The sequence below is a fragment of the Streptomyces sp. 3-6 genome, assembly GCF_056323165.1.
Window position 1 is genome coordinate 288,784 of the sequence record NZ_JBWHZP010000002.1, and the last position, 26,302, is coordinate 315,085.

Annotated in this window: 27 protein-coding genes; 13 read left to right on the top strand and 14 right to left on the bottom strand. The window is 74.8% G+C overall.

The window, feature by feature from the left end; all coding sequences use genetic code 11:
- Nucleotides 1-75: 75 nt before the first annotated feature.
- Entirely contained in the window at nt 76-966 is an 891-nt protein-coding gene (locus AC02VZ_RS05440) for a 2-hydroxy-3-oxopropionate reductase (RefSeq protein WP_476474666.1), read from the bottom strand.
- Between the two features lie 121 nt (nt 967-1,087).
- Nucleotides 1,088-1,954 carry a TIM barrel protein gene (locus AC02VZ_RS05445; protein WP_476474667.1) on the bottom strand — a complete coding sequence of 289 codons (867 nt, stop codon included), beginning with the start codon at nt 1,952-1,954 and terminating at the stop codon, nt 1,088-1,090.
- Between the two features lie 408 nt (nt 1,955-2,362).
- Between AC02VZ_RS05445 and AC02VZ_RS05450 the strand changes: the two genes are divergently transcribed.
- The 7 genes from AC02VZ_RS05450 to AC02VZ_RS05480 all read left to right on the top strand — a co-directional run bounded on the left by AC02VZ_RS05450 (nt 2,363) and on the right by AC02VZ_RS05480 (nt 7,413).
- On the top strand, nt 2,363-2,614 hold the full coding sequence (locus AC02VZ_RS05450; protein WP_476474668.1) for a YkoF family thiamine-binding protein: 252 nt from the start codon (nt 2,363-2,365) through the stop codon (nt 2,612-2,614).
- A complete protein-coding gene (locus tag AC02VZ_RS05455) occupies nt 2,611-2,982 on the top strand; it encodes a helix-turn-helix domain-containing protein (protein WP_476474669.1) in 372 nt (123 codons plus the stop codon). Before AC02VZ_RS05450 ends, AC02VZ_RS05455 begins: the two co-directional genes overlap by 4 nt.
- A gap of 235 nt (nt 2,983-3,217) precedes the next feature.
- Nucleotides 3,218-3,727, top strand: coding sequence for a 2-oxo-4-hydroxy-4-carboxy-5-ureidoimidazoline decarboxylase (uraD, locus tag AC02VZ_RS05460; RefSeq protein ID WP_476474670.1), 510 nt, complete (start codon nt 3,218-3,220; stop codon nt 3,725-3,727).
- Between the two features lie 7 nt (nt 3,728-3,734).
- Nucleotides 3,735-4,139, top strand: a complete 405-nt coding sequence (gene uraH / locus AC02VZ_RS05465; protein WP_476474671.1) for a hydroxyisourate hydrolase — start codon at nt 3,735-3,737, stop codon at nt 4,137-4,139.
- Nucleotides 4,140-4,145: 6 nt separating this feature from the next.
- On the top strand, nt 4,146-5,102 hold the full coding sequence (pucL, locus tag AC02VZ_RS05470) for a factor-independent urate hydroxylase (protein ID WP_476474672.1): 957 nt from the start codon (nt 4,146-4,148) through the stop codon (nt 5,100-5,102).
- A gap of 120 nt (nt 5,103-5,222) precedes the next feature.
- The gene (locus AC02VZ_RS05475) at nt 5,223-6,602 is read left to right on the top strand and encodes an 8-oxoguanine deaminase (protein WP_476474673.1); all 1,380 of its coding nucleotides are present in this window, start codon (nt 5,223-5,225) and stop codon (nt 6,600-6,602) included.
- 346 nt (nt 6,603-6,948) lie between these two features.
- Entirely contained in the window at nt 6,949-7,413 is a 465-nt protein-coding gene (locus AC02VZ_RS05480; protein WP_476474674.1) for a solute carrier family 23 protein, read from the top strand.
- 158 nt (nt 7,414-7,571) lie between these two features.
- Here AC02VZ_RS05480 and AC02VZ_RS05485 read toward each other — a convergent pair whose 3' ends face one another.
- The 7 genes from AC02VZ_RS05485 to AC02VZ_RS05515 form a co-directional block, all read right to left on the bottom strand.
- A complete protein-coding gene (locus AC02VZ_RS05485) occupies nt 7,572-8,261 on the bottom strand; it encodes a peptidoglycan recognition protein family protein (protein WP_476474675.1) in 690 nt (229 codons plus the stop codon).
- A gap of 108 nt (nt 8,262-8,369) precedes the next feature.
- The gene (locus AC02VZ_RS05490) at nt 8,370-9,254 is read right to left on the bottom strand and encodes a lysozyme (RefSeq protein WP_432054936.1); all 885 of its coding nucleotides are present in this window, start codon (nt 9,252-9,254) and stop codon (nt 8,370-8,372) included.
- A 246-nt stretch (nt 9,255-9,500) separates the two neighbouring features.
- Entirely contained in the window at nt 9,501-9,932 is a 432-nt protein-coding gene (locus tag AC02VZ_RS05495; protein WP_476474676.1) for an acyl-CoA thioesterase, read from the bottom strand.
- Between the two features lie 87 nt (nt 9,933-10,019).
- Nucleotides 10,020-10,673 (bottom strand): hypothetical protein, encoded by a 654-nt coding sequence (locus AC02VZ_RS05500; protein WP_476474677.1) that lies wholly within the window; start codon nt 10,671-10,673, stop codon nt 10,020-10,022.
- Nucleotides 10,670-10,867 (bottom strand): DUF397 domain-containing protein, encoded by a 198-nt coding sequence (locus AC02VZ_RS05505; RefSeq protein WP_476474678.1) that lies wholly within the window; start codon nt 10,865-10,867, stop codon nt 10,670-10,672. The genes AC02VZ_RS05500 and AC02VZ_RS05505 overlap by 4 nt, the downstream gene beginning before the upstream one ends.
- Nucleotides 10,864-11,694, bottom strand: a complete 831-nt coding sequence (locus tag AC02VZ_RS05510) for a helix-turn-helix domain-containing protein (protein WP_476474679.1) — start codon at nt 11,692-11,694, stop codon at nt 10,864-10,866. Before AC02VZ_RS05510 ends, AC02VZ_RS05505 begins: the two co-directional genes overlap by 4 nt.
- 154 nt (nt 11,695-11,848) lie before the next feature.
- A complete protein-coding gene (locus tag AC02VZ_RS05515) occupies nt 11,849-13,057 on the bottom strand; it encodes a pyridoxal phosphate-dependent aminotransferase (protein ID WP_476474680.1) in 1,209 nt (402 codons plus the stop codon).
- 82 nt (nt 13,058-13,139) lie between these two features.
- On the opposite strand from AC02VZ_RS05515, the gene AC02VZ_RS05520 reads away from it, so the two are divergent.
- The 5 genes from AC02VZ_RS05520 (at nt 13,140) to AC02VZ_RS05540 (ending at nt 17,108) form a co-directional block, all read left to right on the top strand.
- Nucleotides 13,140-13,859 (top strand): winged helix-turn-helix transcriptional regulator, encoded by a 720-nt coding sequence (locus AC02VZ_RS05520; RefSeq protein ID WP_476474681.1) that lies wholly within the window; start codon nt 13,140-13,142, stop codon nt 13,857-13,859.
- Between the two features lie 173 nt (nt 13,860-14,032).
- Nucleotides 14,033-14,872 (top strand): CPBP family intramembrane glutamic endopeptidase, encoded by an 840-nt coding sequence (locus tag AC02VZ_RS05525; RefSeq protein WP_432054929.1) that lies wholly within the window; start codon nt 14,033-14,035, stop codon nt 14,870-14,872.
- Nucleotides 14,869-16,032, top strand: a complete 1,164-nt coding sequence (locus AC02VZ_RS05530; RefSeq protein ID WP_432054928.1) for a sensor histidine kinase — start codon at nt 14,869-14,871, stop codon at nt 16,030-16,032. Before AC02VZ_RS05525 ends, AC02VZ_RS05530 begins: the two co-directional genes overlap by 4 nt.
- Nucleotides 16,029-16,688 carry a response regulator gene (locus tag AC02VZ_RS05535; protein WP_432054927.1) on the top strand — a complete coding sequence of 220 codons (660 nt, stop codon included), beginning with the start codon at nt 16,029-16,031 and terminating at the stop codon, nt 16,686-16,688. Before AC02VZ_RS05530 ends, AC02VZ_RS05535 begins: the two co-directional genes overlap by 4 nt.
- 63 nt (nt 16,689-16,751) lie before the next feature.
- Nucleotides 16,752-17,108: a hypothetical protein gene (locus tag AC02VZ_RS05540; protein WP_432054926.1), complete on the top strand. Its 357-nt coding sequence runs from the start codon at nt 16,752-16,754 to the stop codon at nt 17,106-17,108.
- 255 nt (nt 17,109-17,363) lie between these two features.
- On the opposite strand, the gene AC02VZ_RS05545 is transcribed toward AC02VZ_RS05540, so the two are convergent.
- From AC02VZ_RS05545 to AC02VZ_RS05555, 3 genes are read right to left on the bottom strand one after another with little or no spacing between them, the layout of a single operon-like run.
- On the bottom strand, nt 17,364-18,176 hold the full coding sequence (locus AC02VZ_RS05545; protein WP_476474682.1) for a hypothetical protein: 813 nt from the start codon (nt 18,174-18,176) through the stop codon (nt 17,364-17,366).
- A complete protein-coding gene (locus AC02VZ_RS05550) occupies nt 18,176-19,447 on the bottom strand; it encodes a VWA domain-containing protein (RefSeq protein WP_476474683.1) in 1,272 nt (423 codons plus the stop codon). Before AC02VZ_RS05550 ends, AC02VZ_RS05545 begins: the two co-directional genes overlap by 1 nt.
- Before the next feature lie 45 nt (nt 19,448-19,492).
- The gene (locus AC02VZ_RS05555) at nt 19,493-21,019 is read right to left on the bottom strand and encodes an IucA/IucC family protein (RefSeq protein ID WP_476474684.1); all 1,527 of its coding nucleotides are present in this window, start codon (nt 21,017-21,019) and stop codon (nt 19,493-19,495) included.
- Between the two features lie 107 nt (nt 21,020-21,126).
- On the opposite strand from AC02VZ_RS05555, the gene AC02VZ_RS05560 reads away from it, so the two are divergent.
- Nucleotides 21,127-22,707 (top strand): IucA/IucC family protein, encoded by a 1,581-nt coding sequence (locus AC02VZ_RS05560; protein WP_476474685.1) that lies wholly within the window; start codon nt 21,127-21,129, stop codon nt 22,705-22,707.
- Between the two features lie 153 nt (nt 22,708-22,860).
- Here the strand turns inward: AC02VZ_RS05560 and AC02VZ_RS05565 are convergent, their stop codons facing one another.
- Together AC02VZ_RS05565 and AC02VZ_RS05570 are read right to left on the bottom strand one after the other, a co-directional pair.
- On the bottom strand, nt 22,861-24,222 hold the full coding sequence (locus AC02VZ_RS05565; protein ID WP_476474686.1) for an amidohydrolase: 1,362 nt from the start codon (nt 24,220-24,222) through the stop codon (nt 22,861-22,863).
- Nucleotides 24,223-24,362: 140 nt separating this feature from the next.
- Nucleotides 24,363-26,288 (bottom strand): TOMM precursor leader peptide-binding protein, encoded by a 1,926-nt coding sequence (locus AC02VZ_RS05570; RefSeq protein ID WP_476474746.1) that lies wholly within the window; start codon nt 26,286-26,288, stop codon nt 24,363-24,365.
- Nucleotides 26,289-26,302 lie beyond the last annotated feature (14 nt).

Sequence of the window (26,302 nt, forward strand, 5' to 3'; positions counted from 1 at the left end):
GGACGGTGCCGGCGCCCGGGCGCGACACAACAGGTGACGGCACCGGCACCGCCCGGGGACCGGGAGGGCGCGGGGTCAGGCCGCCGCGCCGGACAGCCGTTCGACCGCCCGCAGCAGGGCGGAGTGGTCCAGCCCGCCGTCGCCCTGTGCGCGCAGACTCGCCACGAGCTGGGCGACGACCGCGCCGACGGGCAGCGCGGCGCCGACCGTGCGCGCCGCGTCGGTGACGATGCCCATGTCCTTGTGGTGCAGGTCGATGCGGAAGCCCGGCGCGAAGTCGCGGCTGATGAAGTTGTCCTTCTTGCGGGTCAGCACGGTGGAGCCGGCCAGCCCGCCGTTCAGGACCTCCAGCGCGGCCTTGAGGTCCACGCCGGACTTCTCCAGGAAGACCACCGCCTCGGCGCACGCCTGGATGTTGACGGCCACGATGAGCTGGTTGGCGGCCTTCACGGTCTGACCCGATCCGTGCGGACCGCACAGCACGATGGTCCGGCCGAGGGCCTCCAGCAGCGGCCGGGCCTCCTCGAAGTCGGCCTGCTCACCGCCGACCATGATGGACAGCACCGCCTCCACCGCCCCGGCCTCGCCGCCGGACACCGGGGCGTCGAGCACCCGGATGCCCTGGTCGCGGGCGGCGGCGGCCAGGTCGACGGAGGTCTGCGGGGTGATCGAGGACATGTCGATCAGCAGCGTGCCGGGGCGGGCGTTCTCCAGGATGCCGTCGGGACCGTAGGCGACGGCCTCGACCTGGGGGGAGGCCGGCACCATCGTGACGACGACGTCCGCGTCGCGCACCGCCTCGGCGACCGATCCGGCCGCGGTGCCGCCGGCCGCGGTGAGGCGGTCGAGTTTGGCCTGTTCCAGGGTGTATCCGGTGACCTGGTAGCCCGCCCGGATGAGGTTCTCGGACATGGGGGAGCCCATGATGCCGAGTCCGATCCAGGCGACCTTGGGAAGCGTGCTCATAGGGGGTGCCTTCCTGCCTCTGTCGCTGCGTTCGTCTCTCGGGGCGGCTCACGGCGCCGCCCGTGCCGGGGGTTCGCCCCGGGCCGGCCCGGGGTGCCGGCGGGCCGCCCGGAGCCAGGTGTCAGCGGGCCGCCCGGGCCTCGGCCGGGAGCCAGTCGAAGGACTCCGGGCCGGTGGGGCCGCCGGGCCGGTGCGGCTTGTACTCCAGGCCCACCGGGCCGGTGTATCCGGCCGTCCTCAGCCGCCGGAGCAGCTCGGCCAGCGGCAGCGATCCGGTGCCGGGGGCGCCGCGGCCGGGGCTGTCGGCGATCTGCACGTGGCCGGTGAGGGCGGCGTACCGGTCGATCACCGCGGGGAGGTCCTCCCCGTTCATCGCCAGGTGGTACAGGTCCATCAGGAACCGCGCGTTGCCCAGTCCGGTCGCCGCGTTGACCTTCTCGACGACGTCCACGGCGGCCGGCGCGGAGACCAGCGGGTAGCGCGGGGACTCGGGCGCGTTGAGCGCCTCGATCAGCAGCACCGCGCCGACCCGGTCCGCGGCCCGGGCCGCCAGCGTGAGGTTCTCCAGCGCGAGCGCGTCCTGCTCGGCCGGGTCCACGCCGTCGACGCGGTTGCCGTACAGCGCGTTGAGGGCCGTGCAGCCGAGGGAGCCCGCGAGGCCGGCGGCCACGTCGAGGTTGGCGCGGAACCGCTCGGACTCCGCACCCGGCACCGACAGGGCACCCCGGTCCGGGCCGGGCAGCCGGCCGGCGTAGAAGTTCAGGCCGGTGAGGCGGACCCCGGCGCGCTCGATCGCCGTGCGCAGCGCGTCGAGCTCGGACCGGCCGGGCGTGGGGGTGTCGGTCCAGGGCCACCACAGTTCGATCGCGGTGAACCCGGCCTCGGCCGCCGCGGCGGGGCGCTCCAGGAGCGGGAGTTCGGTGAACAGCATCGACAGGTTGACGCTGAAGCGCTGGTCGGCGGCTGTACTCCGGTCGAAACCCGGCATCGGGGCCGCTCCCTTCCGTGATCGGGGCGTCGGGGGACGTGGGCGGGACGGGGTGCAGACGCGGGGCCGACGGGACGATCGGGGCCGGCCGCCGGGGCGCCGGGCGGCGCCACGTGCGCTGACCTCCACGTGCGCTTACTTCCGCTATGTGGAAGTTGTTTTCTGCACATTGGAAGATTGCAGTCGCGCCGGGGCGCTTGTCAAGAGGCGGTCCGGAAAGGAACCGCCGAACGCGCCGCCGACGGGCCCGGTGGGTCCCGCAGGTCCGCAGGTCCCGCAGGTCCCGGATGCTCCGCTGGTCCCGAGGGCGGCGGTGGCGTGACTCGGAGGCCGGGTGCGGGCGTCGGCCGGAGGGGGAACGGGCGCCGCCCGGGGCCGGGATCGCGGTGTGCGGGTTAGGTTGGGCGCGTGCGATTGAGAGTGGAGTTCACGACCGAGCCCTTCGACCTCGACGAGGCGCCGGAGCATGCCGTGGTGGCCCGCGAGACCGTCGAGGCCGCGCCGTTGGACGCGGTCGACGTCGGCCCGTTCGGGAACACCGTGGAGGGCGGCGCCGACGCCGTGCTCGGGGCCGTCGACGCCCTGCTGCGCCGCACCCTCGCCGCGGGCGCCACCCGGGTGTCACTCCAGGTCAACGTGATCGGGGAGGTCGGGGAATGACCGGCGCGGCGGCCGAGGAACCGTTCGTCGCGGCCGTCAGGCCGCTGATCGACGCCATCGGCGCGGAACTGCTGCCGCCCGACGAGGCCGGGCCCGACGACGTGGTGCTCGCCTGGCAGGGCGCCGACGTGGTCGCCGTGCGCCTGCCGCAGCTCGCCGACTCCCTCGACCACATCCTGGCCGCGCTGGAGCGCCGTCGGGGCCGGCCGCTGGCGGAGCTGGACCGCAAGGCCAAGCAGGAGATCGTCCGGGGGTTGGAGGCGCGCGGCGCCTTCGCGGTGCGGCACGGCGTGGAGACCGTGGCGAGCGCGCTCGGCGTCAGCCGGTTCACCGTCTACAACTACCTCAACCGCGAGAAGGGCGCCTGAGCCCGGGCGGATCACGGTGGCCCTCCGACCCGGCCCGACCTGCGCGTTCACGGTCGAGGCCGGTCCCGCACCCAGGCGTACCGCCCGCGAATTTTCAACAAACTGTTGACGTGCGGTGCGGGGCGGCGTTCACTGTCGGCACGCCCGGCCGGCACCCACCGGCCCGGCGCCCCGCCCGTTCCGCACGATGCCCGCGTTCGGCACCACGGCCGTGCGCGGCCCCCGAGAGGCTCCCGTGACGTCCACCGACACGCCGCAGGGTCTGGCCCGGTTCAACACCCTCGACGAGAGCGCGGCCCGCGCCGCACTCCTGAGGATCTGCGCCTCCACGGCATGGGGCAGGCACCTGCTCGCCGCCCGCCCCTACGCCACCCCCGAGGACCTGTACGCCGCCTCCGACGCCGCCCTGGCCGAGCTGACGGCGGCGGACCTCGCGGAGGCGATGGCCGGGCATCCCCCGATAGGCCGCCCCGAGCCGGGTGATCCGGCGTCCACCCGCGAACAGGCGGGCATGTCCGGCGCCTCCGCCGAGCTGAAGGCGGAGATGCTGGACCTGAACCTGGCCTACCAGGAGAGGTTCGGCCACGTGTTCCTCATCTGCGCCACCGGCCAGACCGGCGAGCGGATGCGGGACGCGCTCCGGGAACGGCTCGGCAACCCGCCCGAGAAGGAGCGGGAGACCGTCCGCACCGAACTGGGGAAGATCAACCGCATCCGACTGGCCCGACTCGTCGCTAAGGACTGACGCAGCCATGAGCACCACGACCACCGCATCCGTGTCCACGCACATCCTGGACACCAGCGCCGGCCGCCCCGCCGCGGGCGTCGCCGTCCACCTCTCGGCCCGCGCCGGCCAGGAGGCGCGGTGGCAGGCGCTCGGCGGCTCCGCCACCGACGCGGACGGGCGGTGCAAGGACCTCCCGGCCCCGCCGGAGGGAACCACCCACGTACGGCTCGACTTCGCCGTCGAGCCGTACCTCGAACAGCAGGCGAAGAAGCAAGCCGTCGCGCAGCAGGACGCCCCCGCGCACCGGGACAGCGGTCCGGCCGTGTTCTTCCCGGAGGTGACGGTCACGTTCGCCGTCGTCCCGGGCGAGCACTACCACGTACCGCTGCTGCTCAGCCCGTTCGGCTACTCCGTATACCGAGGGAGCTAGCAGACCATGGCCGCCACACCCCGACCCGACCGCCCCGCCCCGTCCCCGGCCCGCATCGCGGTCCTGGGCCAGAACCAGTACGGCAAGGCGGAGAACCGCGTCGTCCGCGTCACCCGGGACGGCGACACCCACCACATCAAGGACCTGAACGTCTCCGTCGCGCTCTCCGGCGACATGGACGACGTCCACTACTCCGGCTCCAACGCCCACGTCCTGCCGACCGACACCACCAAGAACACCGTGTTCGCCTTCGCCAAGGAACACGGCATCGAGTCGGCCGAGCAGTTCGCCGTCCACCTCGCCCGCCACTTCGTCACCTCGCAGGAGCCGATCCACCGGGCCCGCATCCGCGTCGAGGAGTACGCCTGGGAGCGGATCGCCGCCCCCGGCACCGACCGCGGCGAGCACTCCTTCGTCCGCACCGGCCAGGAGACCCGCCTCACCCAGGTCACCTACGACGGCGCACGCTGGGAGGTCGTCTCGGGCCTGACGGACCTGACGGTGCTCAACTCCACCGACTCCGAGTTCTGGGGCTACGTCAAGGACCGCTACACCACCCTCCCGGAGACCCGCGACCGGATCCTCGCCACCTCCGTCTCCGCCCGCTGGCGCTTCGGCTGGACCGACGACGACCAGCCGATGCCCGACTGGGAGGAGTCCTACGCCGAGACCCGCCGGCACCTGCTGGAGGCGTTCGCCGAGACCTACTCGCTCTCCCTGCAGCAGACGCTCTACGAGATGGGCGCCCGCATCATCGAGCGGCGCGACGAGATCGACGAGGTCCGCTTCTCCCTCCCCAACAGCCACCACTTCCTGGTGGACCTGGAGCCCTTCGGCACGAAGAACGACACCGCCGACTCGGCCGTCTACTTCGCCTCCGACCGCCCCTACGGCCTGATCGAGGCCACCGTCCTGCGCGAGGGCGCCGAGGCGCTCATCCCGGTGGACCTCACCAACCTCTGACCGCACCGCATTTCGGCACCCGTGGCCGGGGAACCCGTGCCCAGCACGCGCCCCGGCCACGGCACTCAACTCTCCCCGGGTCCTGCCGTGCCCTCTCCCCGTACGCGAAAAGGACGCACCATGGCAGCAGTCCAGCGCATCGTCGTCGAGAACGCGGCGATCGCGACCGTCGACGCCCAGGACACCGAGTACGCCTCCGGGCACCTGGTCCTGGCCGGCCCCCGCATCGAGTCCCTGGGCGTTGGCCCCGCCCCGGCCGGCCTGGAGAACGTCGTCCGCCGCATCGACGCCACCGGGCACCTGGTGACCCCGGGACTGGTCAACACCCACCACCACTTCTACCAGTGGCTCACCCGGGGCCTGGCCACCGACCACAACCTCTTCGACTGGCTCGTCGCCCTCTACCCCACCTGGGCGCGCCTCGACGAGCCGATGGTGCGCGCGGCGGCGCGGGGCTCGCTCGCGATGATGGCCCGCGGCGGCGTCACCACCGCCATGGACCACCACTACGTGTACCCGCGCGGCACCGGCGACCTGTCCGGCGCCATCATCGGCGCCGCCCGGGAGACCGGCGTCCGCTTCACCCTCGCCCGCGGCTCCATGGACCGCGGCGAGAAGGACGGCGGACTGCCCCCGGACTTCGCGGTCGAGACCCTCGACGACGCGCTCGCCGCCACCGAGGAGACCGTCCGCCGCCACCACGACGCCTCCTCCGACGCCATGACCCAGGTCGCCGTCGCGCCCTGCTCGCCCTTCTCCGTCTCCACCGACCTCATGCGGGACGCGGCGGACCTGGCCCGCCGGCTCGGCGTGCGCCTGCACACCCACGGCTCGGAGACCGTGGAGGAGGAGAAGTTCTGCCACGAACTGTTCGGCATGGGCCCCACCGACTACTTCGCGTCCACCGGCTGGCTCGGCGAGGACGTGTGGATGGCGCACTGCGTCCACATGAACGACTCCGACATCGCCGCCTTCGCCCGCACCGGCACCGGCGTCGCCCACTGCCCCTCCTCCAACGCCCGCCTCGCGGCCGGCATCGCCCGCGTCCCCGACCTGCTCGCGGCCGGCGTCCCGGTGGGCCTCGGCGTGGACGGCACCGCCTCCAACGAGTCCGGCGAACTCCACACCGAACTGCGCAACGCCCTGCTCGTCAACCGCCTCGGCCCGCACCGCGAGCGCGCCCTGACCGCCCGTCAGGCCCTGCGGCTCGGCACGTACGGGGGAGCGAAGGTGCTCGGCCGGGCGGACGACATCGGTTCCCTGGAACCGGGCAAGCTGGCCGACCTGGTGCTGTGGCGGATGGACACCCTCGCCCACGCCTCCATCGCCGACCCGGTCTCCGCCCTCGTCCTCGGCGCGGCGGCCCCGGTCACCGCGTCCTTCGTGCAGGGCCGTCAGATCGTCGAGGACGGGCGGCTGCTGACCGTCGACGAGGAGGAGATCGCCCGCTCCACCCGCACCGAGGCGCGGCGCCTGGCCCGGATCGCCGCCGGCGACTGAGCCGGACGGCACGCCCCCGAAGTCTCCGGCCGGGAGGGACGGCTCCCGGCCGGTGACCGTGGACCCCCGCCGGGTCCGCGGCGGCCGTCCCCGGGGCCGCGCGTCCGCGCCCGCCCCGGGGACGGCCACCCCCGACCTCCCGTCCCCGGCGCCCCACCCCCACGGGCCGTCCGTCCACCCGGCTCCTTCCCCTCCCGCCCGGCCGCGACCCGGGCGGGTGACGCCCCCTGCCCGCCGCACCCGGGCCCGTCCGCCGCACCCCGCTCCACCCGCCCGCCCGCACCACCTCCTTGACACCCGCGGCAGCACCCACCGCTGCCGTGTAACCGACCGGAGGAGAACCGCAGTGGCCGACCACCCCGTCGACGAGAAACTGCCCGCGCTCACCATGGCGACGACCGGCCTGCAGCACGTGGCCGCCATGTACGCGGGCGTCGTCGCCTCACTGATCGCCGTCGTGCCCCGCCCCGTCCTCGGCGGGGCCGGCGTCGTCCTGTTCGGCTCGGTCGCGGCGAGCGGCATCCAGAGCCTGGTGAAGGCGGGGCTGGAGAAGGACAACAACGTCCTGATCGTGGCGGTCGCGCTCGCGGTCGGCCTGATCCCGGTCAGCGCGCCGGAGTTCTACCACTCCTTCCCGGAGACCGCCCGGATCGTCCTGGACTCCGGCATCTCCACCGGCTGCGTGGTGGCGGTCCTGCTGAACGTCGTCTTCAACCACCTCGGCACCGGCCGCCGCGGCGCCGCCGACGTCACCCACCCCATGGAGCCGGGCGAGGAGATCACGAAGGCGGGCGCCCCGGCGGCCCCGTGAACCGCCGGCGCGCCCGCTGTGAACCGCCGCCCCCGCCGTGAGCCGCCCCCGCGCCGCCGTCCCGGCGCGGGCGAGGCCCCCGGCCGGCCCGTGGCGGGACGCCGGGACCGGCGCGTACGGCGGACCACCCCGCCCGCCCGGGGCCCTGGCCGTCCGGATCACGCGCCCCGGGCCGCCGCCACCTCCTCGCGCAGCCGGGGCAGCATGTCGTGGTACACGCCCGGGCACTGGGTGGTGCCGTAGTCCTTGTGGCCGTGGATCTCCGCCGACGGGATGCCGTACCGCTCACAGGTGTACGCGCACAGCGCCACCAGCACCTCCCACTGCGCGCTCGGCGGCAGTGCGCCCGCGTGGTAGGCGCCCTCGTTCGCGATGCCGATCGCGTGGTTGTTCTGCCCCGAGGTGTGGGCGCCGAGCACGAAGGTCCGGCCGCCGCGCAGCGCCTGGAGGCTGCCGTGCCGCCCCTCGGTGATCCAGCCGCCCCGGCTCACCAGGAAGTGGTAGCCGGTGTCCGCCCAGCCGTTCTTGTCCAGGTGCAGGTCCTGCACCCAGTGGGCGTGGGCGTGCGCCTGCGCCCGGGAGTGGTCGGTGGAGTTGGTGCTGACCGTGTGGTGGATCACGATCCGGCTCGGCCGGTACTGCAGGACGCCGATGGTGCCCTTCGGGGCGCGCGCGTTCCAGGCGGCGGTGGAGTCGATGTCCGGCTCGACGGCCTCGGCGCCACGGGCCAGCGCGGTGCCCGGCAGGGCGGTGACGGCGGTCGCGGCGGCGAGGCCCGCCGCTCCCGCGAGCAGCAGCCGGCGCCGGGAGGCGCGCGGGGAGGACGGGGACGGGTGCTGGGAGGGCACGATCACTCCTCGTTCGGGGGAGGGGGAGAGGGTGGGGGAGACGGCGGAGCCGGCGCCGTGGGGGCGACCGGCTCCGCCGCGTGATCGCGGGTGCGCGGTACTACGGCGTCACGTGTTGTTGGCGAGCGCCAGGAGCCGGTCGCGGGAGCCGTTGAACTGGTTGCGGTCCACGTTGCCGGAGACGCCGCTCACCGACCCGGTGCTGGTGTACTGCCACACCGTCCAGGTGGGGAAGCCGCTGGGGATGGTCGGGGCCGAGGCGGAGGTCCAGTGCGCCACCCACAGCGGGCTCTTGGCCGACATGCCCGTCCAGCCACCGGTGCACGTGTTCCACCAGCCCGCGGTCGTGTAGATGACCACGTCCCGGCCGGTCCGCGACTTGTAGGCGGTGTAGAAGTCGTTGATCCAGGTGCGCATCTGCGTGGTCGACAGGCCGTAGCACATGGCCCCGTACGGGTTGTGCTCGATGTCCAGCACGCCCGGCAGGGTCAGGTTGTCGCGCGACCAGGCGCCGCCGTTGTTGACGAAGTAGTTCGCCTGGGTGGCGCCGTTGGAGAGGTTCGGGCGCGCGAAGTGGTACGCGCCGCGGATCACGCCGGCGCGGTGGGCGGCCGGGTAGTTCGTGTTGAAGCTGGAGTCCTTGTAGCCGGTGCCCTCGGTCGCCTTCATCCAGGCGAACTGGATGCCGGCGTTGCGCACCGAGGTCCAGTTGATGGCGCCCTGCCAGTGCGAGACGTCGATGCCCTGCACGCCGCCGGTCGGCGCCAGGACGCCCATCGACGGCTCGTCGGCCGGGACGTCCTCGTGGACACGGGCGCCGACACCCATGTACGCCTGGCCGGGTTCGACGGTGACCTTGTCCCGGTCGGGCCCCGGCGCGGCGCCGGCCGTCCCGACGGTGGTGGCGGTGAGGGCGAGGGCGGCGCCCACGACACCGAGGGCGGTGGCGATCCGTCTGGTGGGACCGGTCGTGAAGCGGGGGAGAGAGAACACGGGGCTGCCTCCTGACACATGTGGGGATGAGCGAAGGAGGTGACGTCGGCCGCTGCCACCTGGGCAGATACCTACAGTTGACGTGCGCGCGTCATTAGTTACGCACGTAGATTCCGGGCGTGTAAAGAGTCTTCGGCGCTCTCTGGTGGTCTGGTCCACTGTAGGAGCGGATGGCCTGGAAACTCGGGAACCGGACGGCGGAAACTTTCAGCGGGTGAAAGCTGAGCCCCGCTCGCCTCTCCCGCCCTACAGCCCGAACAGCCCCGGATCGGACGCCAGTTGTCGGAACACCGCCGCCGGGTCGGCCACCAGCCTCCGCCGTTCGAGGTCCAGCACCCCGCCGACCCCGGTCAGCTCGGCCGCCACCGTCCCGTCCGCCGTGGTGAGCCTCTGCTCCATGGTGAACGTCCGCCCGCCGCCCCAGCCGAACGCGCAGCTCACGTCCACCTCGTCCCCGGCGAGCAGCTCGCGGCGGTACCGGATGGTGGTCTCCAGGGCGACCGGCCCCACCCCGTGGGAGATCATCCCCGACTGGGTGATCCCGGCCGCCCGGAGCAGCGACCAGCGGGCGTGCTCCGCGTAGTTCAGGTAGACGGCCTGGTTCAGATGGCCCTGCGTGTCCGTCTCGTACCCGCGCACCGTCACCCGGACGGAGAACGGCTCCCTCGGCTCGGTCACTGCGGCGTCCCCTTCGTGGTGCGCGGTCCAGGGCCCGCCTTCACGGTGCCCGCCGGACGGCCCGGCCCCCCGATCCTGACACGCCCCTCACACCCGGCGGGGGGAGGCCAGCACGTAACGCGTCCGCGTCCTCGGCTCCGTGTACTCCCCGGCCTGCCAGCCCGCCCGCTCCAGCGTGCCCGCACAGGCCCGCAGCTCCGCGTCGTCCGGCGCGTACACGGCGACCGCCTCCGGCTGCGGTGTCTCCCGCACCCGGTAGCCGCCCCCGCCGTCCGGGTCGGCCGGACGGTGCCCGGCGGCCTCCAGGGCCAGCGCGGCGGCCTGCGTCAGGTGCCCGCGCTCCCAGCCGCACGGGCGGTCCGTGGCGCCGTCGGGGTTGGTCATCCGGCGCAGCTCCAGCAGGCCCTGCCAGGCCCCGCGCACCTCCCGCAGCCGGGCCGGCCCGGACCCGGGTGACGGATCCTCACCGCCCACCCGCGCGGCGAACACCCCGGAGGCGGCGGGAGCCTGCGCCGCCTGCGGAGCCGCCGGCCCGGACACCGCCTCCGGCCCGGCCTCCCCCTCCCGGATCCGGTGCCCGGCGGGCGTCAGGAAGTGGTCGTGCGGAGGCCGCGGATGCCGGAAGGCGAGCCCGCGCCGCACCAGCGCCGCCAGCTGCGCCTCGGTCCCCTTCAGCCGCCCGGTCACGGGATCGGCGGCCGCGATGAGACGGCGCTGCGCGGCGGTGGGCGGTCGGGTCATCGCTTCCCGCAGGCGTAGGGGAGGAAGGCGGCCCAGTGGGCGGGGGAGAAGGCGAGCCGGGGACCGGGTATGCGCTTCGAGTCGCGGACGTGGACGGTGCGGGGGGTGGTGGCGATCTCGACGCAGGCCGCCCCGTCCGGGTTGCTGTGACTGCTCTTGCGCCACTCCAGCTCGGCTCGTGCTGTCGGGCTCATGTCTCCCCCAAGAGGTTGTCGATGTAGGCCAGCGAATCCCGCGGAGTGAGGGCCTGGGCCCGGATGATCCCATAGCGGAGATCCAGCAGCTGCACCTCACGGCGATCCGACACCAGCCGGCTGACGAGCTGGATGTCGCTGTGCCCCACGGTCGTGCCCTCCTTCAACCGCAGCAGGTGGAAGGGGCCGTCGAGACCGGCGTTGTCCTCGGAGGCGAGGGGCAGCACCTGAATCTCGACATGGCGCATCTGTCCGACCTCCAACAGCCGTTCGAGTTGCCTGCGCAGAACCATCCTGCCCCCGACGGGCCGACGTAGGGCAGCCTCATCATGCACGAAGTTGAAGGCCGTCCCGGGCTGCTTCCCGCTGAGGATCTCCTGGCGGGCCAGTCGCGCGGCGACCAGCTGCTCCAGTTCGTCCTCGCCGAAGGCCGGCCGTCGTGAGCCGAACACCGCACGCAGATACTCCTCGGTCTGCAACAAGCCGTTGACCACGGAGTTGTCGTACGCGCAGATCTCCACCGCCTCCCCCTCGAGTCTGGCCAGATCCCGCACCTTCTTCGGGAACCTGGCCTTCGCCACCTCCGCCCTCAGTCCCGAGATCAGGCCCTGTGCCTGAAGCACCCGGTCCGCCGCGTCGAGGAAGGACCCCGCCGGGGCCCGCCGCGCCCGCTCCACCGAGGACACCTGCTCCTCGCTGTACCCGATCTGCGCGCCGAGCGCGGCCTGCGTCAGGCCCTGCCGTTCCCGGCACATCTTGATGATCCGCCCGACCGTCCGCAGAACGGCCGCCGATTCCTCGTCCGCGCCGTACGGTTCCACGCTCATGTCCCCACACCTCCGTCTGCCGCCCCGTGTCCAACCGGCGGTCGGTGCCGGGCGTCACGCGGCGCGGCCCGGACAGGCCCGGACAGACGCGTGAGGCGCCCGGACGGGAGCCGGGGGTGAACCGGGCGCGGGGGCGGGCCCTCGGGAGTGGGCTCTACTGCCGGTAGCCGCCGAGGAACCGGCCGATGCGGCCGATCGCGGCCTCCAGGTCGTCGGCGTGGGGGAGGGTGAGGATGCGGAAGTGGTCGGGGGAGGGCCAGTTGAAGCCGGTGCCCTGGACCACCTGGATCTTCTCCCGCAGCAGCAGGTCCAGGACGAACTTCTCGTCGTCGTGGATCCGGTGGACCTTGGGGTCCAGGCGCGGGAACGCGTAGATCGCGCCCCTGGGCTTCACGCAGCTGACGCCGGGGATCTCGTTCAGCTTCTCCCAGGCCACGTCCCGCTGTTCGCGCAGCCTGCCGCCCGGCGCGGTCAGCTCACGGATGGACTGCCGGCCGCCGAGGGCCGCCTGGATGGCGTACTGGGCGGGGGCGTTGGCGCACAGCCGCATGGAGGCCAGCATGGTCAGGCCCTCCAGGTAGTCCTTCGCGTGCTGCTTCGGGCCGGTGACCACCAGCCAGCCGGAGCGGAAGCCCGCGACGCGGTAGGTCTTGGACAGGCCGCAGAAGGTGAGGACCACCAGGTCCGGGGCGAGGGCGGCGGCCGAGTGGTGGACGGCGTCGTCGTAGAGGATCTGGTCGTAGATCTCGTCGGCGAACACCATGAGGCCGTGCCGGCGGGCCAGGTCGAGGATGCCCTCGACGACCTCCTTCGGGTACACGGCGCCCGTCGGGTTGTTGGGGTTGATGATGACGACGGCCTTGGTGCGGTCGGTGATCTTCGCGGCCATGTCGTCCAGGTCCGGGTACCAGTCGGCCTGCTCGTCGCACAGGTAGTGCACGGCCCTGCCGCCGGCGAGATGGGTCACGGCGGTCCACAGCGGGAAGTCCGGGGCGGGGACGAGGACTTCGTCACCGTCCTCCAGCAGCGCCTGCACCGCCATGGACACCAGTTCCGAGACGCCGTTGCCGAGGAAGACGTCGTCGACGTCGACCTCCAGGCCGAGGGTCTGGTACCGCTGGGCGACGGCGCGGCGGGCGGACAGGATGCCGCGCGAGTCGGTGTACCCGTGCGCCTGCGGCAGCATCCGGATCATGTCCTGCAGGATCTCCTCCGGCGCCTCGAAACCGAACAGGGCCGGGTTGCCGGTGTTGAGGCGCAGCACGCTGTGGCCCGCCTCCTCCAGCGCGTTGGCGTGCTCGATCACCGGGCCGCGGATCTCGTAACAGACCTCGCTGAGCTTGCTCGACTGCCGGAACTCCATGCGCCCCTCCGGTTCACTGGTGTTGCTTGGTTTTACCAAGTGGGTGCTTGGAAAGTCCAACGACATGTCTAGACTGCGACGCATGCCACCTCGCCGAAGCTACGACCAGTACTGTTCCGCCGCGCGTGCCCTCGACTCCGTCGGCGACCGCTGGACCCTGCTGATCGTCCGGGAGTTGCTCGCCGGCCCGCGGCGCTACACCGACCTGCACGCGGACCTGCCGGGCGTCAGCACCGACGTCCTGGCCTCCCGGCTGCGGGACATGGAACGCGACGGCCTCACCACCCGCCGCCGGCTGCCCCCGCCCGGCGCGGCCCACGTCTACGAACTCACGGAACGGGGTGGGGCGTTGCTGCCGGTGCTCCAGGCCCTCGGTGCCTGGGGCGAGGCGGCGCTGGGGGAGCGCCGGCCCACCGACGCGGTGCGGGCCCACTGGTTCGCGCTGCCGCTGTTGCGGGCGTTGGAGGGGGAGACGGGGCTGGTCGAAGTCCGCCTGGACGAAGGGGTGTTCCACCTGAGGGCGGGCGCGGCCCCCCTGCATGGCGTCGGCCCCGCCGACGGGGGCGGGCCTGCCCCGGGAGACGGTCCCTACCCCGGCAACGACCCCGGTAGCGGCCCCGGCGACGGCCCCGTCTACGGCGACGGTCCCGCGGGCGGTGAGCCGGACGCGGTGCTGTCCCTGGACACGGACACCTGCACCGCCATCAGCCGGGGTGACCTCGCCCTGACCGACGCGGTCCGCGCGGGACGGGTCCGGGTCACCGGCGACGGCCCGCTCGCCAAGCGGCTGCGCGAGGCGTGACGGAAGGGGCCGCGGCCCCCTCCCTCCCCGGGCCGGGGGACAGTCCGGGCCGTGTCCCCCGAGCGAGCTACCGCCAGGTGTCCACCGTGAGGTGACGACCCCCCAACGCCGTTTCCGTAGCGTCCCGTTTGCAGCCCGCGGCGCACCCGTCGCGGCACGGCAGAGGGGTTCTCATGAGGTTCGTCTGGCAGTTCCTGACCGTCATGGCGGTGTACGCCCTGGGCGGCGTCGCCGTCAGCGCGGTGCGGGACGACGACTGGCTCACGCTGGTCCTCGGCGTCACGGTCGCCGCGGCGGCCATGCCCGTCTACGCGTGGGTGGTGCGTCGCACCGAACACCGGGCCGCCGAGGACGTGGCACGCGAGCGCGCCGTGGCCCGCACCGTGCGGGGCGTCCTGGTCGGCGGCGCGATGTTCGCCGCCGTCGTCGTGAACCTCTCCACCGCCGGGTACTACGACATCCACGGCCTGGGCTCGGTCACCGGCGCCCTGGGCCTGCTCGGCTTCATGGTCGCCGTCGCGACGATCGAGGAGATCGTGTACCGGGGCGTGCTGTTCCGGATCGTCGAGGAACACCTCGGCACCTACACGGCCATGCTGCTCACCGGCCTCGTGTTCGGCCTCTCGCACCTGCTCAACGAGAACGCCACCCTGTGGGGCGCCCTCGCCATCGTCATCGAGGCCGGCTTCATGCTCGCCGCCGCCTACGCGGCCACCCGCAGCCTCTGGTTCACCATCGGCGTGCACTTCGGCTGGAACTTCGCCGCGGCCGGCGTCTTCAGCACCGAGGTCTCCGGCAACGGCGCCAACGAAGGGCTCCTGGACACCTCGACGGCAGGCCCCGAACTGCTCACCGGCGGCAGCTTCGGCCCCGAGGGCAGCGTGTACGCCGTCGGCTTCGGGGCGCTGCTGACCCTGGTGTTCCTGTGGCTGGCCCACCGGCGCGGGACCATCGTGCCCTTCGGCGCCCGCCGGGCCGCCCGCCGCGACGCCGCGACTACACTGCCCCGGTGATCGATCGCCGACGTGTCCCGGAGCTGTGGCGCCGCCTGGACGTCACGGCCCGGGACCTCCCGCTCGGGATCCTGATCCTCGTCGCCTCGGTCCTGCCGGGATTCCAGGGCAACGGCACCGAGTTCGGCGGTGTGCCGACCCGCCCCGCCGACGGGCTCGCCCTGGTCGCGGCGGTGCTGCAGAGCCTCCCGCTCGCCGCGCGCCGGCGGTGGCCGCTCGTCTGCCTCGCCCTGGTCTCCTGCGGCTTCGCCCTCGACCAGCTCCGCGGCTACCACCTCTTCGCCGGCATCGCCCTGCCGGTCGCGCTGGTCAGCGCCGGCTCGTACGTGGAGCGGTTCCGCCGCCCGGCCGTCGTCGCCGCCTCCGTGGCCTACGTGGCCCTGACGTTCGTGCTCGACCGGAGCGGGCCGGGCGAACCCGTGGCGGAGTACGTGACGTTCTACCTGGCACTGGCCCTCGCCTGGGGCATCGGCGCGTGGATGCGCTCCGCCCGCGCCGCCGAGGCCGAACGCCGCCGCCGTGTCGCCGAGGACGCCCGCACCGCCGAGCGCACCCGGATCGCCCGCGAACTCCACGACGTCGTCACCCATCACGTCACGGCGATGGTCGTGCAGTCCGAGGCGGCCCGGTACCTGACCGCCTCGCCCGACCGCCTCGACCAGGCCCTGACCACCGTCAGCGACACCGGACGGCGGGCCCTCACCGACCTGCGGCACCTGCTCGACCTGCTCAACCCCGAGTACGGCACCGGCGGTCGCGACATCCGGACGCCGACCGTCGGCCGGGTGCTCACGCTCGTCGAGCAGACTCGCCGGGCCGGGCAGCCGGTGGAGCTGACCGAGGAGGGCACGCCACCGGAGTCGACCGGCAGCGCCGACCTCGTCGCCTACCGGGTCGTGCAGGAAGCCCTCACCAACGCGCTCAAGTACGACCACGGCAGCCGGACCTCGGTCCTGGTGCGCCACGGCGGAAGGGAGATCACCGTGGAAGTCGGCACGGACGGCACCGGTTCGCGGGCCGCGTCCCCCGGCGGCAGCGGGCGGGGCCTGGCGGGCCTGCGCGAGCGGGTCGACGTCCTCGGCGGCGACTTCGAGGCGGGCCCCCGGGACGACGGCGGCTTCCTGGTCCGCGCGCGGATACCCGTCGGAACCCCGGCGTGAGCGCGCCCGTCCGGGTCCTGGTCTGCGACGACCAGGCCCTCATCCGCACCGGCCTGTCGACCATCATCGACGCCCAGCCCGACATGGCCGTGGCCGGGGAGTGCGGCGACGGGCGGACCGCCGTCGAACTGGCCGGGCGGCTCCGCCCGGACGTGGTCGTCATGGACGTGCGCATGCCGGTCCTGGACGGCATCGAGGCCACCCGGCAACTGGCCGGCGCCGGGGTCCGGCACCCCGTGAAGGTGCTCGTGGTGACCACGTTCAACCTGGACGAGTACGTCTACGAGGCGCTGCGGGCCGGGGCGAGCGGCTTCCTCCTCAAGGACGCCCCACCGGACCGCCTCCTGCACGGCATCCGCACCGTGGCCACCGGCGCGGCCCTCCTGGACCCCGACGTGACCCGCCGCCTCGTCGGCCACTACGCCGCCCGCATCCGCCCCGCCCGCGACGACACGCCCGACACCCCCCTCACCCCGCGCGAACTGGAGGTCCTCCGCCTGATCGCGGACGGCCGCTCCAACAGCGAGATCGCCGCCGCCCTCGTCATCAGCCACGAAACCGTCAAGACCTTCGTCTCCCGCATCCTCACCAAGCTGGGCCTGCGCGACCGGGTGCAGGCGGTGGTGTACGCCTACCGGCACGGTCTGGTGAGCTAGGGACTCTCGTCGGCGGGGCGGACTCCGGGGCGACGATGGCAGAAGGAGTGGGGGGACCTGGGCATGGACCTGTCGATCGAGATGACGATGTCGCAGTGGCACCACATCGACGGCGACATGGACAACGAGGTCTCGCTGGCGGCGCGAGACGGCCGCGACGACACAGTCGAGTGGGGCCGTGCCGTGCGCGAGGCCGGCTGGAAGCAGGTCGGGGGTTGGAACCCTGATGTGCCCGGGTCCGGCACATGGCCGCCGGAGCACGAATGGGTCAGCGTCACGTTGAGCCGACAGCAGTGGCGGTTCGTGGTGCACGTCCTCGACACGTGGGCGGACATCGACAGTCCGGCCGCCCACTGGGAGTTGGCGGCGAGCCGGCTCCGGGCGATCATCGTCGCAGCCCTGGGCGACGAGTCGCCGTAAGGGAATGCCGCGGGATCCCGCAGGTGCTGAGCACCCGTACGCAACGCTCCTACCCGGCAGAGGACTTCGGAACCGTCACCTGCCACACCCGCGGGGGGTTGCTACGGCGGCTGCTCGGGGGCGGATACGCGCGGTCGGCGGTCGGTGGCCGACCACCGCGACCCGACCGGCCCCCGCGACCGCAAACTGCTCCCGCACCCGCGCACGGAAGGCCCGCACGAGGCGGGCCTTCCGTGGAACCGGACCGTGTCCGTGTCAGGCGCCCGGCGGGACGCGGGTCGGGCGGCCGGAGCCGCGGGTGAGGCGGTAGCCGGCGACGCCTGCGAGGGCGGCCAGGGCGCCGCCCGCCGCGGTCCACAGCCAGCGGTCGGACCACCAGCCGGAGGACCAGCCGTCCTCCGGCTCCAGGGCCGCCAGGACGGCGGACGACGCGTCGTCCGCCTCGTCCTCGTCGGCCTCGGCGCGGGCCGCGACGCCCGGGACCAGCGGCTCGGAGAGCGAGCCGTCGACCGCCGCCGCGCTGCCCATGTCCTTGGACTCGACGCGCAGTTCGGCGTCGACCGCCTGGCCGAGGTCGGCCGCGGACATGCGCAGCGCCGTGAGCCGGACGTAGTACGTGCCCGGCAGCGGGTCGTTGGCCCACGGCTCCGCCCAGGCGCGGACGGTGCGCAGCACGCAGGTCAGCTCCACCGCGGGGGCGTCCGCGGGGGCCGTGCGGGTCTGGGCACCGTACTGGCAGGCCTGGCGGCGGCGCAGACCGTCGTACACGTCGACCTGCCAGGTCTGGGCGGCGTGCGTCTCGGGCAGCTTCACCGTGGCCTTCACGGTGGGCCGTTGGCCCGCGTCCGCCGGGAACGACCAGTACAGGTAGTCGCCCGTGGAGGCGCGCGCGGTGGCGGTCTGCCCCTGCTCGACCTCCGTCGCGGTGCGGAACGACGTGCCCGCGCGGGTGGGGCCCGCGCCGTCCCCGGACGCCTCCGGGGAGGGCGAGGAGTCGGCCGCGGCGGGCGCGGCGGCCAGGCCGAGGGCCAGCAGGGCGGTGCTCAGTACGCGTACGGCGCGGCGCATCAGTGGGTCCTCCAGACAGCGAACCGCCAGCGGGACAGCCAGCCCCAGAGCAGGCCGGCGACGAAGCCGGTGACGAGCAGGGCGCCGAGCAGCCACCAGCCGCGGCCCAGGCCGAAGGAGGCGACGTCGGACGCCTCACCGGGGCCGTCCACCACGTCGAGCGTCAGTTCCAGCGGCAGGCCGGGGGTCGTCTTGACCCCGGAGCCGGGGACGAAGGACGTGGTGACCGCCAGGCACACCGTCTCGGCGGCCGGCTCGCCCTCGTCGTCGTCCCGTTCCGGCTTCGGGTACCGCAGGCCGGTGGAGAGCACGTCGGTGCGGCCGTTGCCGGTGGCCTCGCCGCGCACGATCTCCCGCCCGTGGACCGTGACCGCACGCATCAGCACGCCGTGGTCGGGGCGCACCGCGCGGTCCGCCGCCACGCTCACCGAGGCGCGCAGTTCCTGTCCCGGGAGCACGTCGACGCGGTACCAGCGCTGCCGGCCGAAGTCCTGGCGGTCGGTGTACAGACCGGACTTCAGGGTCGGCGCCTGGGTGCAGCGGTCGCCGCCCTCGGTGGCCACCGGAGTCACCACCGGCTCGGCCGCCCGGTCCACCAACTCGTTGACCCGGTCGGTGAGTTCGTCCTGGTGCTCGACGGAGGTGTAGGTGCCGCCGGTCGCCTCGGCGATGCAGCTGAGCTGGCGGCTCAGCTTGGCGTTCGGCACCAGGCCCAGGGTGTCGATGGTCAGCCCGATGCCCTTCGCGGCGATCTCCCGGGCCACCTCGCACGGGTCGAGCGGGGCGCAGGTGTCCTCGCCGTCGCTGATCAGCACGATCCGCTTGGAGCCGTTGCCGCCGTCGAGGTCGTCGGCGGCCTCCAGCAGGGCCGGGCCGATCGGGGTCCAGCCGGTCGGGGTGAGCGTGGCCACCGCCGTCTTGGCCTCCGTGCGGTCCAGCGGGCCCACCGGGTAGAGCTGCGCGGTGTCCTTGCAGCCCTCCTTGCGGTCGTCGCCCGCGTAGTCCGCGCCGAGCGTGCGGATGCCGAGTTCGACCTCCTCCGGCGTGGCGTCCAGCACCTCGTTGAACGCCTGCTTCGCCGCCGCCATCCGGGACCGGCCGTCGATGTCCTTGGCCCGCATCGACCCGCTCACGTCGAGCAGCAGGTTGACCTTGGGCGCGTCCCGGCCCGTCGGTTCGTCGGCGGCCGCCCCGGCGGGGAAGGCCAGCCCGGCCGTCAGGGCGGCGAGCAGCGCACCGGCGCCTGCCACCGTCCGTCTTCTTGTGATCATCGGGGGATCCTATGGACGGTGGCTGACGCCTTTCAAAACGGGCCGTCAGAAGCGGCCGAATTGAAGCGGATTGGGCAGTTCGGTCCACCGGTCCCCGGCCGTCCCCGGAGACATCCGCATCAGCGTCAGCGCCTTCGCGGGCACCGGCCCGCCGGTGAGCGCGGCCAGGTCCGGACCGGGCGGAAGGTCCCGCACCGCGCCCTCCAGCACCCCCCGCAGCTTCGGACCCGAACCCGCCGTGCCCGCCAGCGCACCGGCCACCAGGGAGCCGAACAGCTTGCGCCGCAGGGCCTGTTCGTCGTCCGTGACGACCCGGTCCGGCACCTCGGGCGGGACGCCGATGCCGTGCCGGGCCAGCCGGGCCGGGGAGAGCCGGATGTCCGCCAGGTCGCGGTAGACCAGCCGCAGCGGCTCCCCGGACGGCGACAGCACCACCAGCAGGTTCTGGCCGTGCGCCTCCAGCGCCACCCCCAGCTCCAGCAACCGCAGCCCCACCTCCAGCGCCAGCCGCACCAGCCGCACCGTCCACCCGGGCCGGTCCGGCAGCCCCGTCGTCACCAGCGCCGCCACCGGCACCACCCGCTCCCCGCCCGCCGCGTACTCCTGCGGCGACTGGCGCAGCACCGCCGCGCAGTCCGGCGAACCGGCCGCCACCGCCGCCACCGTCCGCGTGACGTGCAACAGCCCGCCCGTACGGGCCGCCACCGCCTCCCCGAGGTCCGACAGGACCCGCGAGGCGGCCACCGAGCCCAGCGAGATGTCCCGCACCGAGGACGTCAGCCGGGCGCTGAACGCCGTCTTCACGTGCGGACCGTCGGGCAGCGCCAGGGTGCGCAGCGCCATCAGCGGACGGGCCGCCAGCCGCCTCCCGGCCGCCCGCTTCAGCACGTGCGCCTCCTGCCACGGGTGCACCGGCACGAGGATCCGCTCCCCCTCGCGCAGCCACCCCGGCCAGGCGCCCGACACCAGGCACTCCTCCGCCGGCACCGGCAGCAGGCCCAGCCCCACCACCGGACGGTGCTCGGGCCCGTAGGCCAGCTGGTCCGCCACGGACAGCCCCGGCCGCGAACGGCACGAGGGGTGGAAGGGATGCCCGTCCACCACCCGCTGCTCCCACTCCCAGTCCCGCACCGGCCACTCCTCCGGCTGGTCCGGACGCGCCTCGTACGCGGGGTTCGCCGCCCGGGACAGGGCCAGCGAGGCGACGCTGTGCCCCAGTTCGGCGGCGAACACCGCCGAGTGCGGCACCGCCAGGGCCGCCATCAGCCGCGCCGGGTCGGCGTACTCCCGCCCGCCCAGCCGGACGGCCGTGACGTACGCCGCCGTCGCGTACGGATCGGCCGGCGGACCGCCCAGGATCCGGCCGTCCGCCGACCGCAGCACCACCCCGTCCCGGCCCGCCTCCCGGACCTCCGCCCACGGCAGCCGATCATGGACCAGACCCCGCCACAGCCTGGTCAGCACGGCCGCGCGGGCGCCGGGCAGCGCCCGCGCGTAACGGGCGGAGAGGTCCGGCCGCCGGGCGGCCAGTTCCTCGCCGATTTCGGCCTCCGCGGAGGGGGAACGGTGCACGGGCGGGCTCCTGTGGGTACGACCGGGACGGCACGGACGGGACGGCATGAACGGGGGCCACGGCAGACATACTGATCGTCACCGCCCGTACAGACCGTAGGGAATCAGTGGAACGCGTGGACCTTCTTCCCCCGCCGGCGGACGACGACGCGGCGCGCCGCGACGGCCTCGCCCGCCGCGCCGACGCCTACGCCGCCGTCCCGCTGCTGAACTGCCTGCTGCGCGAGGTGGGCGAGCCGGTCGCCGACACCGACGGCCGCCGCACCTACCGGCTGCCCGGCTGCGGCCGGCTGCTGCGGGTGCGCGGCACCCGCCGCCCCACCGCCCCCGAGGTGCGCACCGCGGGCGGCTGGCAGCCCCTCGGCCACGCCGAACTCGTCAAACTCGCCGCCGAGGAACTGCGTCGGCACACCGGCGTCCCCAACCACGAACTGCCCACCGAGATGGCCGACAGCCGGGACGTGGTCGCCGCCCTCCTCGCCGCCCGCGCCCGCTCCGACCCGCCCCCCGATCCCTACCTGCGGTCCGAGCAGGCCCTCGTCATCGGCCACACCCACCACCCCGCGCCCAAGTCCCGCGGCGGCGGCCCGGTCGCGGCCTGGCTGCCCTACGCGCCCGAGGCGCACGCCCGCTTCCCGCTGGCGCTGCTCGCCCTGCGCGAGGACACCGTCGTCGACGACGGCGACACCTCCGCCCTCGACCGCCTCGGCACCGCGCCGCCCGGCTACCGGCTGCTGCCCGCCCACCCCTGGCAGCTCGACCTGGCCGCCGCCCGCCTCGCGCCCGCCTTCGCCGACGGCCGCCTCCTCCGGCTCGGTCCCACCCGCTTCGCCACCTGGCCCACGGCCGCCGTCCGCACCGTCTACGACCCCGGACAGGACCTGTTCCTGAAGTTCAGCCTCGACGTGCGCATCACCAACGACATCCGCCGCCTGTGGCGCCACGACCTGGACCGGCGCGCGCACACCGACGCCGCCGCCCGCTCCGCCCTCGCCGCCTTCGACGGCCCGGCCGCCTGGCTCAGCGACCGCGGGCACCGCACCGCCGACTTCGCCGACGAGGAACTCGCCGTCGTCGTGCGCGACGGGCTGCGCGGCCACCTGCTGCCCGGCGCCACCCCCTACCTGGCCGCCGCGCTGGCCGAGGGCTTCGACGGCAACCCGCTCGCCGCGGCGGCCGACCCCGCCGCCTGGTGGGAGGCGTACCTGTCCCGGGTCGTCCCCCCGGCGCTGGCCGCCTACGCCCGGCACGGCGTCGTGCTGGAGGCGCACCTGCAGAACACCCTGGTCGCCATGGACGGCGGCGGGCGGCCGGTGCAGGCCCTGTTCCGGGACGCGGAGGGCGTCAAGCTGCTGGCCGGGGCCGGACCCGCCCGGGCGGCGGCGGGTGCGCCGCCCGGGGTGTCCCGGGAGGCGGGCTGGGAACGGCTGGTCTACTGCCTGGTCGTCAACCACCTCCTGGAGATCGCCGCCGCCCTCGCCGACCACCACCCCGGCCTCGACCCCTGGCCCGCCGTCCGCCGCGAACTGGCCCGCTCCGGCCTCCCCGAGGCCACGGCCCTGCTCACCGCGCCCACCCTCCCCGGCAAGACCAACCTGCTGCTCCGCTGGACCGGCGCGGACGGCGCCGACGCCCGCTACCGCCCGCTGCCCAACCCGCTGGCGGGGAGACCGACGGGGGGACGATGAACGGGCCCACCTGCCCGGCCGGACCACCCCGGGCGGCCGCTCACTCCGCGGACCCCCGCTGACGCCCGCTGCCCGACCCGCCGGCGTGGAGGATGGCTGGGGGACGCTGAGCCCGTCCCACCCGCTCGGCCGGGTGTACGCCCGCGCCCCCGCTCACCCCGCCCCGAACCGGTCGAGCGCCGCCCCCGCCAGCGCGGCCACCGCCGGACGCAGGGCGCTGCCGACGTGCGGGGCGAAGAACGGGGAGTGGTTGGGGGCCAGGGGCGCCGCGCCCGGGCCGCCGGCCGTCGCCCGCCGCCACTCCTCGGCGCCCACCACCCCCAGCATCCAGTACACCAACGGCACCCCCCGCTGACCGTGCAGCTCCCGCCCGGCGTCCCCGAACAGCGGGAAGTCCTCCGCCGCCATCGAGCCCGGCCAGTCCAGCACCCGCCGCCTCCCCAGCAGGGCGGTGTGCGCGGCCCGTACGGAACCGGCGGCGTCGGGGTCGCACCACAGCGCCGACGACCGCGAGGTGACGGTCAGCTCCGGCTCCCGGGGGGAGCCCGCCACGGCACTCTCCGCCCGGACCACCCGCCGCACCTCCGCCACGGCCTCGTCGAGCAGTTCGTCGCTCGCCGCCCGCACCGCCACCCCGAGCACCGCCCGGTCCGGGATCACGTTGGCGGCCGTCCCGGCCCGCAGCGTGCCCACGGTGAGGGTCACCCGCCCCTCCCGGGCCCCCGCGCGGGCGGCCGTCTCCCGGAGCCGGGTGACGACGGCGGCTGCCGCGACCACCGGGTTCACCGCCAGGTGGGGCGTCGCCACGTGCCCGCCCCGCCCGTGCAGCACCACGTCGACGACGGCCCCGGCGGCGGTCATCGGCAGGGCGGACGACGGTCCCGCACCCGGGGGCGCACCGTGCGCGACCGTGCCCGCCGGCAGCGGAGCCGTGTGCTGGGCGAGGACCACCGACGGGCGGCCGAACCGCTCGTACAGCCCGTCCCGCAGCATGCCCGCCGCCCCGTCCAGCGTCTCCTCCGCGGGCTGCCCCACCACGACGAGCGTCCCCCGCCACCGGTCGGCGAGGCCGGCGAGCAGGTCGGCGGCGCCCGCCGCCGCGGCCAGGTGCAGATCGTGGCCGCAGGCGTGCATCGCGTCCGTGCGGCTCGCGTACGGCAGCCCCGTCCGCTCCCGCACCGGCAGCGCGTCGAGTTCCGCGCGCACCCAGACCCGTGGCCCCTCCCCGTTGCGGAGCACGGCGACCACCCCGTGCCCGCCGACGCCCCGGGTGACCTCGCAGCCCGCCGCAGCGAGCCGCCGGGCGAACCGGTCCGCGGTGCGGGCCTCCTGCCCGGAGGGCTCCGGGTGGGCGTGCAGGTCCAGGTAGAGCGCGAGCGCGGGCCGCAGCACGGCCCCCGCACGGTCGAGCAGTTCCCCGGGGACAGGGGCGGTGGCGCCGTCCCCGGCCGGCCCGTCGGGCGGGGCGGTACGGGCCGGGGGCGTCGGACGGGGGGAGCCGGACGGTGGGTTCATCGGCGCGCTTCCGTTCGGGCCCGGGCCCCGCGCGCTCGGCGGCGGGACCCGGACGGTGGACGTCGTACCGTCGGGACCGGTCAGGAGGGACCGGCCGGGAGGGTCCGGCCGGGAGGGTCCGGCCGGGACGAAGGGCCGGATCAGGGGAAGGGGTGCGGGGCGCGGCGGATCTCCGCGTCGGTCAGGTCGTCGTCCCGGTGCCCGCCCCGGCGCAGCGCGGTGCGCAGCCGGGGCATCAGCAGGGCGCGCTGCCGGTTCCAGCCGAAGTCGATCGGCAGCAGTCCGGGCACCACGGTGGCGACCGTCCGCAACCCCATCGCCTCCTGCTCCGGCGGCGTCTGGTCGACGACGATCACGTCGTGCCCGGCCCCGGTCAGCTCGTCCACGACGGCGGTGACGTCGTCGCGCAGGTCACCGGTCCGGGGGCGGCCGTGGCGCTCCCAGTCCCCGTACAGCTCCCCGAACGGGCGGGCGGGGGACGGTTCCAGGTAGCTCGCCGCGTGCACGGCCATCCGGGGCAGCCCGTACAGCTGGGGGTGGTCCTTGAGATGCCGGACCAGGGCGAAGTCGTCGGCCATGGCCTCCAGTTCGGTCCGCCGCTCGGCGGTCTGCCGGGCCAGGTGCGGGATGTAGCTGAGCACCTCGGACAGGGCGCCCTCGATCGCCGCGCGCGGGTCCAGGGAGGCCGCCGCCGCGAAGGACAGGGTGCCCGGCCCGCCGTCCCGGCGGACGCCGACCACGGTGACGGCCGGGACGGCCAGGTCGACGCGGTTGTCGAGGACGTGGACGTCGTAGCCCTGCAGGGCGGCCCGCTCGGCCATCGCGGTGGCCGTGGCGCTGCCCACCGTGTCCAGGTCGACCCGGGGCAGCCGCGCCGACCCGTACCAGGCGTTCAGGAACGCGTCCCGCTCGACGAGTTCGAGCAGCCCGCCCAGCACCGCCTCCTCGGCGCAGCCGCCGATGGCGCAGCCGTTGGAGCACTCGAAGACGAAGTTGTCACCCGCCGTCGGGATGCTGTAGTACACCAGCCGCGACGGCACCAGCACCGGCCGGTCGTCGCGCAGCGACCAGCCCCACTCCCACGGGACGGGCCGGCCCGGGTCGAAGGGCTCCACCAGCGGGTCGTCGCGGTACGTCTCCGGGCCGTACAGCCCGCACTCCGCGGGATCGACCGCGTCCGCCCGCAGGTCGTCGTAGCTGCCGACCACCGGGGCCCGGCCGCCGCGCCGGCGGGTGCCCGCGTACCGCTCCAGCCCTTCCAGGAACGCCAGCCGGCGGCTGGTGGCGAAGGAGTTCTCCTGCCCGCTCCAGGTGACGTCGTGCAGCCCCGCGTAACCCCGCACGAAGGCGCTGCCGGCCACCGGCGCGGTGGTCGACGAGGTGACGTCGTTCCAGGTGCCGGCGCCGAGCGCCCCGCACACCGGGTTGGCCAGGGCCTCGGTGGGCAGCGGGTGCGCGAAGGCGGACCGCAGCCGGTAGGTGTCCGGGTCCGGCTTGGGGCGAGGCACCGGCGACAGCGACGGCACCTCGTCCCGCGCGAGCGGCCGGGGACGGCCGGCGCAGTGCGGGCACAGCGGGTCGGCGAGCAGCGGGTACGTGCGCACCGTCAGGCCGGCCAGGTCCAGCCGGGTCACCCGGGGCAGCGCTCGGTCGGCCGGGTCCCCGGCCGGCGGCCGGGGGCGCGGCCCGTGCAGCAGGGCCTCGCACAGGGCGGCCACCGCGTCCCGCAGGTGCGCCGTCAGCACCGGCCAGTCCCCGGCCGGGCGCGGGCCGTCCAGACCGCCGGTCTCCAGGGCGTTGCGCTCGCTGCGGCTGCGCAGCCGCTGCCAGCGCACGGCGAGGCAGCGCCCGCAGGCACCGGCCCGGCCGTCGCCGCCCCACGGGCCCAACAGCACCGCCGACGCGGTGACATGGACCAGCGCGCCGGGCCGGTCCGCCGCCCAGGGGTCCGGCGCCCCCGCGTCGCCGCCGCCCGCGCCGACGGCGCCCACCGGCACCACCCGGGGCGCGGCGGCACCGAAGCGGCCGTCGAGGAACTCCTGGAGGGCGTCCCGCGCCCCGGCCATCGGATGCGGCAGCA